The organism is Actinosynnema sp. NPDC059797, from assembly GCF_042732085.1.
Taxonomy (GTDB): Bacteria; Actinomycetota; Actinomycetes; order Mycobacteriales; family Pseudonocardiaceae; genus Actinosynnema.
Map to the genome: position 1 here is coordinate 1 of NZ_JBHWIE010000212.1, position 12,922 is coordinate 12,922.

The window sequence follows — 12,922 nt, forward strand, 5'->3', positions numbered from 1 at the left end:
CGGGGCCCACCGCGCCCCGACGCCGCGGGCTATCTGGTACACCGGGCGGACCTCACCCCCCCCCCCCGCCCGGGGGGGTTTTTCGCCCGGCCGGGGCGAGGCGGTCCACGGCGGTGGTGGATCACCTTTACGACGCACCCGCGCTCATCGGTAGTCCAAGCGGGCTCCCGGGCGCAACCCCTATCCAGAGGATGATAACGAACTAATAACGACGCAAACTCGGTTGGGCTACGGACCTGTCACCGCCCGTATGCCACCGTGGAACGGCTTCCGTCGTCGTTCCCCGAGTGCCCCGGACGACTGAGGTGACATCGAATGACGATGATCCGTGGGAGGCACCGCATCTCCCGCAGGACGAAGATCGCCACGCTCGGCGCGGCGGTGGTGGTGGCCGCCGGAGCCGTGGCCGTCGTGGCGGCCACCGGCGGTGACGACGCGGCTTCGGCCGACGGGGCGGACAGGTCCCGGTACGTCGACATCACCGCGGTGCAGCCGAACGTGAAGGCGGTGAACAGGCAGCGCGGCGCGTCGCGGGGCACGTTCACGGTGAACTGCGGCCGCAACGAGAACGGGCACTTCAACAGCGACAACTTCATCGCGCAGCCCGGCGTCGCGCACGGCGCGCAGCACCTGCACGACTACGTCGGCAACCTGTCCGCCAACGCCGAGTCGACCAACCAGAGCCTGGTCGCGGCGGGCACCACGTGCCGCAACGGCGACAAGTCGGCCTACTTCTGGCCGGTGCTGCGCGTCGACACCGGCCAGGAGGAGGTGGAGAACCCGGTCGACCCGCGGGCGCAGGCCCGGCAGGAGCAGCAGGAGGCCGCCGACGAGCGCATCAAGGAAGAGCCGCGCGTGCAGTGCCCCGACGTGGCCAGCAAGATCGACGAGGAGGTGCCCGACGAGGCGCAGCCGCAGGTCGAGGAAGCGCTCGCCCAGGTCGAGCGGGTCACCGAGGAGGCCGAGAAGAGGCCGCCCGGTTCCGCCGCGGTGGACGAGGAGGTGCTGGGGCCGCTGACCGAGCGGCGCAAGCAGGCGCTGGACCGCCTCGCGCGGGCGGTGGCGAGGCCCGGCGCGCAGCCGGTGGACTTCGGCGCCCTCGCGCCGTGCGCCATCAAGCAGCCGGACCAGCCGTCACCCATCGGCGACGGCTCCGAGAACAGCGAGCGGGAGGACCCGGCGGACGCCCAGGCGGGCGAGCACGCCGACCACCGGAACGAGCTGCCCGGCAACGAGGGCAAGATCCAGCGACCCGAGAAGGTCGAGCTGACCTTCCGCGGCAGCCCCGTCGGCAAGGTCCGCGCGATGCCGAAGTTCCTGCGCGTCCTCTACGGCGACGCCAAGGTGTCCACGAACGGCCCCAAGAACGCCCGCGCCTCGTGGACCTGCTCCGGCTTCGAGGAAAAGGTGCAGCTGCAGCAGTACGTGATCTGCCCGCAGGGCTCGAAGGTCAAGCGCCTCCACGACTTCCCCAGCTGCTGGGACGGGAGGAACACGGACAGCGCCAACCACCGCGACCACATCGTCTACCCGGACGCGGCGACCGGCCGCTGCCCGCGCGGGTTCCGGGCCGTGCCGCAGCTGAGGATCACGCTGACCTACGACATCCCCCGGGAGGTCCAGCTCAACGGTCAGTACAAAGTGGACTCCTTCCCCCAGGAGGGCAACAACCCGTTCAGCGACCACGACGACTTCGCGAACGTCATGAACCAGCGCACCATGAACCGCCTGGTGTGGTGCGTGAACCGGGGCAAGGTCTGCCGGGAGTGACGCGGAGGTGGGAGAGGGGCGGGCCGCTCGCGGTCCGCCCCCGACGCGTCGGGTCAGTCGCCCTCGGGCGGCGGCGCGAACAGCAGCGGCATGTCGTCCTCGGTCAGCACGTCGGGCGGCGGTGCCAGGAACACCAGCGTCTCCTCGGGCAGCTCGACGTCGGGCGCCGCGCCGGTCACCCGGAGCACCCGCACCGCGTCCGGGTCGCGGGGCGAGCGCTCCGGGAAGTTGGCCTCGTTGATCACGGCGGCGACGCGGTCGGAGTGGCCACCGGGGTCCGGCGGGTAGACCAGGACGTCCACCGTCAGCACGCCGTCCTCGACCCGGCGGTCGGCCCAGGCGTCGGTCTGGAGGACGTAGGCGACGCCGTCGTCCTCGTCGGGGTGGCAGTAGTCGCCGATCATCGCCACGGCCCGCTCGCCGAGGGACCCCTTGGGGTCGATGACCACGGCGAGCATCACCACGTCCGGTTTTGCGGCGCTCAGTCCGGCGCGTAAGAGCAACTCGGGCATGGGTGGTGACCCTAGCCGCGGGATCCCCGGCCTGTCCGGTGCCGTCCGGATCACCGCCCTGCTCAAGCGCCACCGGGCGGTCCGGCGATGAGCCGGTCCGCGTAGGCGCGCCACGGTCCCCTGTGGGGCGGATCTCCCGGTCGGGGATTGCCACTTGATCAGTGACCTAGTTAGCTGGGTCGCATAATTAGTCACTGACCAAGAGGTGGGCCGTGGACGTCGTGGTGGTGGGTGCGGGGCCGGTCGGGTTGTGGTTGGCCGCGGAGTTGCGCGCGGGTGGCTCGTCGGTGCTGGTGCTGGAGGCGCGCGACGAGCCCGACCCGCGCTCCAAGGCCCTGACCATCCACCCGCGCACCCTGGAGGTGCTGGCCTCGCGGGGGGTGCACGAGCGGTTCCTGGCGGAGGGCGGTCGCCTCCCCGGCGGTCACTTCGCCGCGCTGGACCAGCGGTTGGACTTCTCGGTGCTGGACACGCCGTTCCCCTTCACGCTGGCGTTGCCGCAGGCGCGCACGGAGCGGTTGCTGGAGGAGCACGCGCGCGGCCTGGGCGTCGAGGTCCGGCGCGGCCACCGCGTGGTCGGGGTCGAGCGGCGCGACGACGCGGTGGTGGTCCGCGCCGAGGGGCCGGCCGGTGAGCGGGTGTTCGAAGCGGCCTACGCGGTGGGCTGCGATGGCACGCGCAGCACCGTGCGCGAGGCGGCCGGGATCGCCTTCGCGGGCACGGGGTCGCGGGTCCTGGGCTGGCTGGGCGACGTCGTGCTGGACGAGCCGCCCGCCGGGTCCGCCACGACCCGGGTGACCGCCGACGGCCTGATCATGGTCGTGCCGCTGGGAGGGGGCAGGCACCGGCTGGTGGGCATCACGCCCGGGGACGTCCGCGCGGACCGGCCGGGAGAGCTGTCCCTGGAGGAGCTGCGCGCCAACACCTCGGCGATCACCGGGACCGACTTCGGGATGCGCGACCCCTCGTGGTTGTCCCGCTTCGGCAACGCCTCCCGCCTGGCCGACCGGTACCGGCGCGGGCGGCTGCTGCTCGCCGGGGACGCGGCCCACCAGCACTTCCCCGCCGGCGGGGTGGGGCTCAACGTCGGTGTGCAGGACGCGGCGAACCTGGGCTGGAAGCTCGTGGCGGTGCTGCGCGGCTGGGCGTCGCAGGACCTGCTGGACACCTACGAGGCCGAACGGCGCCCCGTCGGCGCGGAACTGCTCGCCCACACCAAGGCCCAGACCGCGCTGATGGCGGACTTCACCCCCGAGGGCACGGCGTTGCGCGACCTGGTCGGCGGGCTGGTCGCGACCCACCCCGGCGTCTCGGCGGACCTGGCCGGACGGCTCTCCGGGCTCGCCGTCGCCTACCCGGCGGTCGAGGGCGACCACCCGCTCACCGGCCGCCGCGCACCCGACCTGGGCGGCCTGTTCGCCGCGCTGCGCCCGGACCGCCACGTGCTGCTGGACCTGGGCGGCGACCCGACCGCCCTGGCCGACGTGCGCGACGCCGCACCGGGCGCGACCGGCCCCGGCCTGACCGTGCTGCGCGACGTGAGCGCGGGCGACCGCCCCGACTGGGCGGGGGTGCGCGCCGCCCTGGTCCGGCCCGACGGCCACGTGGCGTGGGCCGCCAGCCCGGACGACGACCTGCCCGACGCCGTCCGCGCCGCCCTCTCCGCGATCGGCCGCCCGTCCGCCGACACCGCCGGGCGCCCGACCGCCGAGCGGCGGCCTCGTACGCTGGGTCGGTGACCAAGACCCCGGCGGCCAAGATCCCGGCGATGGAGACTTCGGCGGCCAAGACTTCGGCGGCCAAGACCCCGGCGGCCAAGACCCCGGCGGCCAAGACCCCGGCGACCGAGACCCCGACGGCCAAGACCCCGGCGACCGAGACCTCGGCGACCAAGACCCGAGCGGGCAGGCCGAGCCCCGCGCGGCTGGACCGCGACACCGTCGTGCGCGCCGCGCTGGAGGTGCTCGACGAGTCCGGTGTGGACGCGGTGTCGACCCGGGCCGTGGCGGCGCGGCTGGGCGTGCGGATGAACACAGTGCTGTGGCACGTCAAGACCAAGGCGCGGCTGCGCGAGCTGATGGCCGACGCGGTCCTGGCCGAGGTCGACCTGGACGCCCTGCCCGAGCCGTGGCGCGACCGGGCGGCCGAGCTGCCCAGGCGGTTGCGGCGCGCCCTGCTGGCCCACCGCGACGGCGCGGCCGTGGTCACCGGCACGTACGCGGCGGAACCGGCGACCCTGCGCTTCTCCGAGGCGCTGGTGGGCGCCCTGCTCGCCGGTGGCTTCGACGACCGCCGCGCGGCGTGGACGGCGTGGACGCTGACCTACCTGACCCTCGGCCTGGTGCAGGAGGAGCAGGCCGCCGGCGCCGGCGACGGCGCGCGGCTGGCCGACGCCTTGGTTCCCGACCTGCACCCCGCGCTGCACCGGACCGCCCACCACCTGGCGCCGAACGCGTTCGCCGAACGCCTGGACTTCGGCGTGGACCTGGTGCTGGGCGCGCCGCGCTGATCGCGGTTCAGGGGGTGGCCTGGAGCCGCTGCTGTGCGGACCGCGCGGCCAGGATGGGGAGGAAGCCGTGGACCTTGGCCTGCGCGGCGAGCTGCCGGTAGGCGTCGGTGACGGCCTCGCGGACGACCTGGTAGCTGATCCGGCCCGCCAACCGGCGGGTCAACTCCTCGGCGGCCTGGTCCAGTTGCACCTCGACCTTCGCGTGCAACCGACGGGGGTCGCGCACCTGGTGTCCGTCGATCCTGTCGACCATCGATAACCTCCGAGCACCTCGCGACGGCGAAAGGGGACCGGGCCGCCGTGACGAATGGACGCGTCCTGAACTCGTTGCCGGGGTCGACCCTAGGTTTTACATTCAGGTGAATCCAGTCTGGACATCCGGTTAACAAAAGCGCATCATGCCGTCTGCCGCGGAAGGCGTCGTCGAATTCACCCAATTCGCGCCATTCGACTTCACCGGCCGCGAGACCGCCGGCCCGTGTCGGGGCGCGGCCCGGTGGATGTGCCGATGCGGGCGGTGGGGTCGGGCGGCATGCTGGGCGCATGGCCGTTGATCCGCGTGGCGCGGACTTGAAGCGACTGCTCGCCGAGGACCCGGGCGGTCCGGTGGTGATGCTGAACCTGCTGCGGTTCGCCGAGGGCGGTGTCGAGTCCTACCGCGAGTACGCGCGCCACCTGCGCGAGACGTTCCTGCCCCGCTACGGCGGCGAGGTCCTCTACGCCGGGACGGGCTCCACGGTGCTGGTCGCCGAGGACGGGCAGGACTGGGACGCGGTGGTCGTCGTGCGCTACCCGGACCGGGCCGCGTTCGGCCGCATGGTGGCCGATCCGGAGTACCAGGAGGTGACCCGCCTGCGCACGGCCGCGTTGACCGAGGCGGTGCTCCAGGCCACCACCCCGTGGCGCTGAGCCGGGACCGGTGAGCCGGGACCGGTGAGCCGGGACCAGTGAGCCCGGCCTACGGGTGACGCGCGTGGCCCGCCGCGAGGTGGCCGGTCAGCCGCTCCCAGTTGCCGGACCCGATGGCCGCCTTCTCCTCCGCCGTGAACGGCGCGCCCTCCAGGAAGGACCGGGCGACGCCGCCGCTGGTGTCCAGGTAGGGGAAACCGCCGGGTCGGGTGCCGAAGGTGTAGGGGTAGTCGGTGGAGTAGAGCATGCGGTCGGTCCCGACGACCTCGGCGGTCCAGCGCAGGTAGCGCTCGCTGACCGTGCCGCTGCCGGCCACCCAGAAGTTCCGGCGGAAGTAGTCGGCCAGCGGCTGCCGCAGCCCGGCCGCCTCCTGGAGGAAGCCGACGTGGTCCAGGTAGAACAGGACCACCTCGCCCCAGTGCCCGGCGATCACCTGCAACCCCGGGTGGCGGTCGAACACCCCGGAGAAGATCATCCGCAGGTACTGCACGCCGAGGTCGTAGTACCAGCCCAGGCCGGCGGTCGCCAGCGCCTGCCCCACCCCGTCGGGCAGCCCCGAGTAGTAGGCGTCCTGGACCGCCCGCACCGGGGCTTGCGGGTGGAAGTGCAGCGGGGCGCGAAGCCGCTCGGCGGTGGCGTAGAGGTCGTCGAACTCCGGCGCGTCGGCCGGTGTGTCCCCGGTGCGGCCGTACAGCATCGCGCCGCGGAAGCCGAGTCGGGTGACCGCACGCTCCAGCTCCGCCGCGGCGGCCCCGGGCGAAGACGTCGGGAGGGTCGCGAACGCCTGGTACCGCGTCGGGTTGGCGGCGACGACCTCGGCGAGCGCGTCGTTGCACTCGCGCGCGACGCCCACGGCGTCGGCCGCCGGGAGGTTCTGCACGCCCGGCGTGGACAGGGACAGCACCGCGACGTCGACGCCCTGCTCGTCCATGTCGGCGAGGCGCCCCTCGCCGACGTCGAGCAGCCGTCGCGTGACCGGGTGGTCGTCGCCGTAGGCGTGGGGCCGGAGACCCGCCCTCGCCCACGCGTCGAGCAGCACCGGCAGGACCACGTGTTCCTCAAGACCGACGATCCGCACCCTGCTGGACATGTCGCCAACCCCTTCACCTGCTGTTTCCACTGATACGCCGAAGACGGTATCACGGATACGATCAGTGGAAACAAGGTTGTGTTATCTTCGATAAGTGACTGATGGGTCGAGTGGCGCGGACGGCGGGGCGTCCCCCCGGCGGCGGGTCGTCGAGGCGGCGGCGGACCTGCTCGCCCGCGAGGGGCGCGAGGCGGTCACCACCCGCGCGGTCGCGGCCGCCGCCGGGGTGCAGGCCCCGGTGATCTACCGCTTGTTCGGCGACAAGGACGGGCTCCTGGAAGCGGTGGCCGAGCATGGCTACGCCGCGTTCCTCGCGGCCAAGCACGTCGATGCCCGCCCGGAGGACCCCGTCGAGGACCTGCGCGCGGGCTGGGACCTCGCCGTCGAGTTCGGGCTCGCCAACCCCGCGCTGTACGCGCTGATGTACGGCGAACCCCGGCGCGGCACGGATTCGGCGGCCTTCCGGGCGGGCATGCGGATCCTGCTCGGGCGCATCCACCGACTGGCCGCGAGCGGCCGGCTCCGCGTCGACGAGGACCTCGCGGCCGCGCTGATCCACGCGACCGCGCGCGGGGCCGTGCTCACCTGGCTGTCGCTGCCGGAGGACGGGCGCGACCCCGCGTTCCTCACCGCGATGCGCGAGGCGATGGTCTCCGCCGTCACCCTCGACGAACCCGCCGTGCGCGACCCGGGTCCCGCCGGCGCGGCCAGGGCCTTGCGCGCCCTGCTGCCCGAGCAGACGGCGCTCAGCGGCGCGGAACAGCACCTGCTCGGCGAATGGCTGGACCGGCTGACCTCGGACGGCTAGGAGCTGTCCGGGTGTGGACCAGGCGGCTGAAGACCCCGACCCCGTGATCCGAACCGACAGCTCCTAGCGTTACCCCGGTGGACCGATCCGAGATCTTCGACATCGCGCACCTGCGCCACCCCGTCGCGGCGCCGGTCGCGCCCGACCGGTTGCGCGAGCTGGTCGGGTGGTTGAGCCCCGCCGTCGGCGCCCGCGCGCTCGACCTCGGCTGCGGTGAGGGCGAGTGGCTGCAGCAGGTGCTGCTGGACCACCCCGCGACGACAGGCGTCGGGATCGACCACGCGCTGCCGGCCTCGGCCGCCCGGCGCACCGGTGAGCGCGGGCTGACCGACCGGGTGCGGTGGGTCGAGACCGACGCCGCCACCTGGCACGACGGGCCCTTCGACGTGGTGCTCTGCGTCGGCGCCCGGCACGCCTTCGGCGGGTTGGAGGACATGCTGGTCGCCGTCCGGCGGCACCTGCGCCCCGGCGGTCAGGCGCTGATCGGCGAGATGATCTGGGAGGGGACCCCGTCCGCGGCAGCGGTGGCCGCGCTCGGACTCCCGGCGGACTCCGTCCCCGACCTCGCCGGCCTGGTGCGGGCCTTCCGTCAGCACGGCCTCGAACCGTCCTTCGGGCACGTCAGCACGCTGACCGAATGGGACGACTACGAGTTCAGCTGGACCGGCTCGCTCGTCGACTGGGCCGTGCGGTCGGCCCCGACCGCCGAGGACCGCGACCAGGCGCTCACCGCCGCCCGCGAGCACCGCGACACCTGGCTCGGCGGCTTGCGGCGTGAACTCGGGTTCGCCACCTTCGTCCTGCACGACGTCGCGCCCGAGCCGGCCTGAGGGGCCGTCAGCAGCGCTCGGGCAGGAGCCGACCGGCGCCGACGGTGAAGCCGACGGTCGCCCCGCCCCCGGCCCGGTTCCCGGCGAAGGTGGTTCCGCCGTGGGCTTCGGCGATGCCGGCGACGATGGCCAGCCCGAGACCGGAACCGGGCAGCGACCGCGAGGTGTCCGCCCGGTAGAAGCGGTCGAAGATCCTGTCGACGTCCTCGGCGTCCAGGCCGGGTCCGCGGTCCGACACGGCGACCCTGCCCGCGCGGACCTCGACGGCGATCGGGCCCGCCCCGGTGGCGTCGAACTTCGCCGCGTTCTCCAGCAGGTTGCCCACGGCGCGCTCCAGGGCGAGCCGCTGTCCGCGCACCCGCGTCCGGTCGACGTCCACCTCGATCTCCCGCTCGGTCCGGCGCCGTGCCCGCGCGACCGCGCCGTGGACGACGTCGGCGAGGTCGACGTCGGTCTCCTCCTCGTCGGCGCCCCTGGCGAGCGCCAGCGCGATCAGCTCGTCGACCAGGTGGGACAGCTCCCTGGTCTCGCCCTCCACGTCGGCGAGCAGCCGCGCGCGCGAGTCCGGCCCGAGCCGGTCGAGGCGGCGCAGCACGCTGGCGTTGGTGCGCAGGCTGGTGAGGGGGGTGCGGAGTTCGTGCGCGACGTCCTGGATCAGCCGTTCCTGCGCTTCCCGCGCGTCCGCCAGCCTGCGCAGCATGGTGTTGAACGACGACGACAGCCGGGCCACCTCGTCCCGCCCCCGCACCGGCACCTCACCGGCGCCCGGCCCGGTGGCGCTGACCTCCTCGGCGATCGCGGTCAACCGCACCAGCCGCCGGGTGATCCGACGGGCCAGCACCCAGCCGAGGCCGGCGGCGACCGCGGTCACGAGCAGGGCGAGCACGGCGACCTCCTTGGCCATCCCGCTCATCACCTGCCGCGACTCGTTGACGTCGATGGCGACCTGCACCGCACCGGCACCGCCTCCCAGCGAGGTGGTCAGCACCCGGTAGGTGTCGTGCCGCACGATCACCTCCGCGGTGCTCGTGGCGCCACGCGCGGCACCGGCGGCGAGGGCGCGGTCGGCGTCGCCGACGGGGAGGGCCACGGCGCGTCCGCCGAGCGGCGTGACACCTCCATCCGGCCCGACGCGCTGCGCGACCAGCGCCGGGGGCCGCCCGGCCGCCCCGCCGTCGCCGACCGGCTGGTCCAGCACCCCGCGGTGCCCGTCGATGACCGCGGCGGAGGCCGTGGCCAGGCCGCGGTTCACCTCGTCGGTGACGCGCTCGACCGCGGAGCGGAAGGCGAGCACGCCGACCACCCCGGCGACGAGCGCGGCGACGGCGGCGAAGGTGATGGCGAGCCGGGTGCCGAGGTTCACGGCTGCCGCACCGCGTACCCGACGCCGCGCACCGTGTGGATCACGGACGGCGCGCCCGCCGCGGCCAGCTTGCGCCGCAGGTAGCCGACGTAGACGGCCAGGTTCTTCGAGTCGCCGCCGAAGTCGAAGCCCCAGATCCGCTCGTAGACCGTCGAGTGGTCGAGCACGACGCCCTCGTTGCGCATCAACAGCTCCAGCAGGTCGAACTCCGTCTTGGTCAGGGTCAGCTCGGTCGCCGCCCACCACGCGCGGCGGCTGGCCGGGTCGAGCCGCAGCGCGCCCACGGCCAGGGCGCGGTCACCGGTGTCCCCGGACGGCCCGGCCCGGCGGAGCAACGCGCGCAGGCGCGCCAGCAGCTCGTCCAGCTCGAAGGGCTTGGGCAGGTAGTCGTCGGCGCCCGCGTCGAGCCCCGCGACCCGGTCGGAGGTCTCGACCCGCGCCGTGAGCATGAGCACCGGCACCCGATCACCTTCCGCCCGCAGGAGCCGGACGACGCCGAGCCCGTCCAGACCGGGCATCAGCACGTCCAGCACGAGGACGTCGAACCTCTGCCCGCGGACCCGGGTCACCGCCTCCACCCCGTCGTCGACCTCGACGACGGAATAGCCCTCCAGCTCCAGCGCGCGGCCGAGCGACTCGCGAATCGCGCGGTCGTCGTCGGCGATCAGCACCGTGCACGTCATCCGGTTCCTTCCCCCGTCCCAACCGTTGCGGGTCATTCTCGCCGAGGGGTTCGCCGCGCAGCACCGGAGTTCGCCGTGAGGAGGGTAGGAAACCGGTGAGAATCCACCGGCGGGGCCTGTTCGGCATTGCCGCGGGTGGGGGTGGTTTTTAGATTCGGTCGCACGGGCGAGCACTTCCCGCTCGCCGTCCGCGCGTTCGCGCACCCCCACCGAAGGAGTTCCGTGGACACCTCCAGCGCGCTGCGCGTCCTCATCGCCGCCGACACGTTCCCGCCGGACGTCAACGGAGCCGCGCGTTTCGCGCAGCGCCTCGCGAGCGGTCTCGCGTCCCGCGGCCACGACGTCCACGTCGTCGCACCGGATTCGCCCCGGGCGACCGGGATCGAGGGCGTGACCGTCCACCGGCTGCGCTCGCACCGGTTGCCGCTCTACCCGGACTTCCGCTTCTGCCCGCCGTGGCGGGCGTCGAAAGAGGCCGGTGACCTCGTACGGGCGCTCGAACCGGACGTGGTGCACGTCCAGGCGCACTTCCTGGTGGGCAGGTTCGCCCTGAACGCCGCCGTCGCCCGGGGCGTCCCCGCGCTCGCCACGAACCACTTCATGCCGGAGAACCTGTTCAGCCACGCCCGCGTGCCCGCGTTCCTGCGCGGTGCGGCCCGCAGGCTCGCCTACCGCGACCTGGCGCGCGTGTTCGGCCGGGCCGACATCGTCACCGCGCCGACGCCCCGGGCCGTGGAGTTGTTGCACGACAGCGGTTTCCCGGCCCGCGCGGTGCCGGTTTCCTGCGGCATCGACCTCTCCCGCTACCGGCGCTCGGTCGCGCGGATCTCCTCCTGCACCCGTTCCGCGAGTTCGCCGCCCGCCGGGGTGATGGACACGTCGACCACCCGGCGGTCCTCCGGCGACCTGCCCCGGGCCACGAGACCCCGGCGCTCGGCCCGTTCGACGAGACCGGTCAGCGTGGACTTGTCCAGCCCCAGGAACGCCGCCAGGTCGGTCATGCGCGGCCGGCGGTCGCGCAGGAGGCCGAGCAGCCGCAGCTGCGTGAGGGACAGGTCGTGCTCGGCCCCGATCCGGGTGAGCACGGCCATCACCCGGAAGGACGTCCGCACGAGGGCGTCCTCCAGCGCGTCGTCGGATCTCATGCCCGAATCCTACTTGACATGGTTTGTACTACCAACCATTGTGGATGGTAGTTGGTAATACAAACCATTCGATGTCCCGTGGCGCGCGTCCACCACCGGCACCACCAACCCGAAGGAGAGACATGTCTTCCGCACCCGCCAAGCGCTGCCTCGTCGTCGGCCTCGGCATCAGCGGCCTCGCCACCGCGATCCGCCTGCGCCAGGCCGGCTGGGAACCGGTGGTCGTGGAACGGGCCCCGGGCCGCCGGCCGGGCGGCTACTTCGTCGCGCTCTTCGGCGCCGGCCGGGCCGCCGCGCGGCGACTCGGCTTCGACCACGCCATCCCCGACCGGTCCGTGCCCGGCGGCAGGACCTTCGTCGTCAGCCGGGACGGCGCCCGCAAACCCGGCCTGGGGCTGGTGGACTTCCCGGGCGACCGGCGGATGATGCTGCGCGGCGACGTCGAGGCCGCCGCGTTCGCCGCGCTGCCCGGGGACGTCGAGGTCCGCTACGCGACGCGACCCACCCGGATCGAGCAGGACGGGTCCGGGGTCGACGTCACCCTGGAGCACGACGGTGCGACCACCACCGAGCGGTTCGACCTCGTCGTGGGCGCGGACGGGCTGCGGTCCGAGGTCCGGCGCCTGGTCTTCGGCCCGCACGAGGACCACCTCCACCGGCTCGGCTACGTGATCGCGGCCCTCGCACTGCCGGAACCGCTCCAGGGGATCGACCCGCGCCACGGCCTCACCCTGTTCGAACCCGGCCGCGCGATGTGGCTCTTCTCCTTCGCCGACCGGCCGCAGAGCCTGCTGTTCTCCTACCGCACCGACGACGTCGACGGTCAGTTCACCGGCCGGCCCGCCGACCGGGTCCGCGCGGCGTTCGGCGCGGAACCGCCGGGACCGCTGCTCGGGCCGGCGCTGGACGCCCTCGACACCGCCGACGACTTCCTGTTCGACAGCGTGGAGCAGACGCGCATGGACTCCTGGTCCTGCGGCCGGGTGGTCCTCGTGGGCGACTCCGCCTGGTGCGTGGGCCTCTACGCCGGCATGGGCGTCTCCGCCGGGCTCGCCGGAGCCGACCTGCTCGGCGCCGCGTTGCACCGGCACCCCGGCGACATCACCGGCGCGCTGAGGTGGTGGGAGTCGCGGCTGCGCCCGTACGTCGCCGACTACCAGCGGGCAGGCGTCAACGGGCGGTTCTTCTTCACCCCGGACAAGCCGTGGCAGATCGCGCTCCGGCCGGTCATCGCCCGCGGCACCCGGCTCCCGGTGGTCGGCGGCGCCCTGCGCTTCCTCCAGGCCAACAGCAGGCTCAGCAG

Annotated in this window: 13 protein-coding genes and 1 pseudogene; 8 read left to right on the top strand and 6 right to left on the bottom strand. The window is 73.7% G+C overall.

What is annotated here, in order from left to right; all coding sequences use genetic code 11:
• The first annotated feature begins 315 nt into the window (after positions 1 to 315).
• Complete coding sequence (locus tag ACFV4N_RS30930) at positions 316 to 1,770, top strand: DUF1996 domain-containing protein (RefSeq protein WP_499676160.1); 1,455 nt, start codon at positions 316 to 318, stop codon at positions 1,768 to 1,770.
• A 53-nt stretch (positions 1,771 to 1,823) separates the two neighbouring features.
• On the opposite strand, the gene ACFV4N_RS30935 is transcribed toward ACFV4N_RS30930, so the two are convergent.
• Entirely contained in the window at positions 1,824 to 2,282 is a 459-nt protein-coding gene (locus ACFV4N_RS30935; protein WP_499676161.1) for a hypothetical protein, read from the bottom strand.
• A gap of 212 nt (positions 2,283 to 2,494) precedes the next feature.
• On the opposite strand from ACFV4N_RS30935, the gene ACFV4N_RS30940 reads away from it, so the two are divergent.
• Together ACFV4N_RS30940 and ACFV4N_RS30945 are read left to right on the top strand one after the other, a co-directional pair.
• Complete coding sequence (locus ACFV4N_RS30940) at positions 2,495 to 4,021, top strand: FAD-dependent monooxygenase (RefSeq protein WP_499676162.1); 1,527 nt, start codon at positions 2,495 to 2,497, stop codon at positions 4,019 to 4,021.
• Positions 4,018 to 4,791: a TetR/AcrR family transcriptional regulator C-terminal domain-containing protein gene (locus ACFV4N_RS30945; RefSeq protein WP_499676163.1), complete on the top strand. Its 774-nt coding sequence runs from the start codon at positions 4,018 to 4,020 to the stop codon at positions 4,789 to 4,791. The genes ACFV4N_RS30940 and ACFV4N_RS30945 overlap by 4 nt, the downstream gene beginning before the upstream one ends.
• A gap of 7 nt (positions 4,792 to 4,798) precedes the next feature.
• Here ACFV4N_RS30945 and ACFV4N_RS30950 read toward each other — a convergent pair whose 3' ends face one another.
• A complete protein-coding gene (locus ACFV4N_RS30950; RefSeq protein ID WP_499676164.1) occupies positions 4,799 to 5,044 on the bottom strand; it encodes a three-helix bundle dimerization domain-containing protein in 246 nt (81 codons plus the stop codon).
• Between the two features lie 290 nt (positions 5,045 to 5,334).
• Between ACFV4N_RS30950 and ACFV4N_RS30955 the strand changes: the two genes are divergently transcribed.
• On the top strand, positions 5,335 to 5,700 hold the full coding sequence (locus tag ACFV4N_RS30955) for a DUF1330 domain-containing protein (RefSeq protein WP_499676165.1): 366 nt from the start codon (positions 5,335 to 5,337) through the stop codon (positions 5,698 to 5,700).
• Between the two features lie 49 nt (positions 5,701 to 5,749).
• Here the strand turns inward: ACFV4N_RS30955 and ACFV4N_RS30960 are convergent, their stop codons facing one another.
• On the bottom strand, positions 5,750 to 6,790 hold the full coding sequence (locus ACFV4N_RS30960) for an amidohydrolase family protein (RefSeq protein ID WP_499676166.1): 1,041 nt from the start codon (positions 6,788 to 6,790) through the stop codon (positions 5,750 to 5,752).
• Positions 6,791 to 6,884: 94 nt separating this feature from the next.
• On the opposite strand from ACFV4N_RS30960, the gene ACFV4N_RS30965 reads away from it, so the two are divergent.
• Both ACFV4N_RS30965 and ACFV4N_RS30970 read left to right on the top strand, forming a co-directional pair.
• On the top strand, positions 6,885 to 7,598 hold the full coding sequence (locus ACFV4N_RS30965) for a TetR/AcrR family transcriptional regulator (protein WP_499676167.1): 714 nt from the start codon (positions 6,885 to 6,887) through the stop codon (positions 7,596 to 7,598).
• Positions 7,599 to 7,675: 77 nt separating this feature from the next.
• Positions 7,676 to 8,428: a class I SAM-dependent methyltransferase gene (locus ACFV4N_RS30970; protein ID WP_499676168.1), complete on the top strand. Its 753-nt coding sequence runs from the start codon at positions 7,676 to 7,678 to the stop codon at positions 8,426 to 8,428.
• A gap of 7 nt (positions 8,429 to 8,435) precedes the next feature.
• Here ACFV4N_RS30970 and ACFV4N_RS30975 read toward each other — a convergent pair whose 3' ends face one another.
• Together ACFV4N_RS30975 and ACFV4N_RS30980 are read right to left on the bottom strand one after the other, a co-directional pair.
• Positions 8,436 to 9,791 (bottom strand): HAMP domain-containing sensor histidine kinase, encoded by a 1,356-nt coding sequence (locus ACFV4N_RS30975; RefSeq protein ID WP_499676169.1) that lies wholly within the window; start codon positions 9,789 to 9,791, stop codon positions 8,436 to 8,438.
• Positions 9,788 to 10,474, bottom strand: coding sequence for a response regulator transcription factor (locus ACFV4N_RS30980; protein ID WP_499676170.1), 687 nt, complete (start codon positions 10,472 to 10,474; stop codon positions 9,788 to 9,790). The genes ACFV4N_RS30975 and ACFV4N_RS30980 overlap by 4 nt, the downstream gene beginning before the upstream one ends.
• Before the next feature lie 222 nt (positions 10,475 to 10,696).
• Between ACFV4N_RS30980 and ACFV4N_RS30985 the strand changes: the two are divergent.
• Positions 10,697 to 11,218: pseudogene (locus tag ACFV4N_RS30985) on the top strand (glycosyltransferase); the annotation flags it as partial.
• A 59-nt stretch (positions 11,219 to 11,277) separates the two neighbouring features.
• Here ACFV4N_RS30985 and ACFV4N_RS30990 read toward each other — a convergent pair.
• Positions 11,278 to 11,619, bottom strand: a complete 342-nt coding sequence (locus ACFV4N_RS30990; protein ID WP_499676171.1) for a MarR family winged helix-turn-helix transcriptional regulator — start codon at positions 11,617 to 11,619, stop codon at positions 11,278 to 11,280.
• 122 nt (positions 11,620 to 11,741) lie between these two features.
• Here ACFV4N_RS30990 and ACFV4N_RS30995 point away from each other — a divergent pair.
• Positions 11,742 to 12,922: FAD-dependent monooxygenase (locus ACFV4N_RS30995; RefSeq protein WP_499676172.1), on the top strand; the 1,181-nt coding region annotated here is incomplete at its 3' end.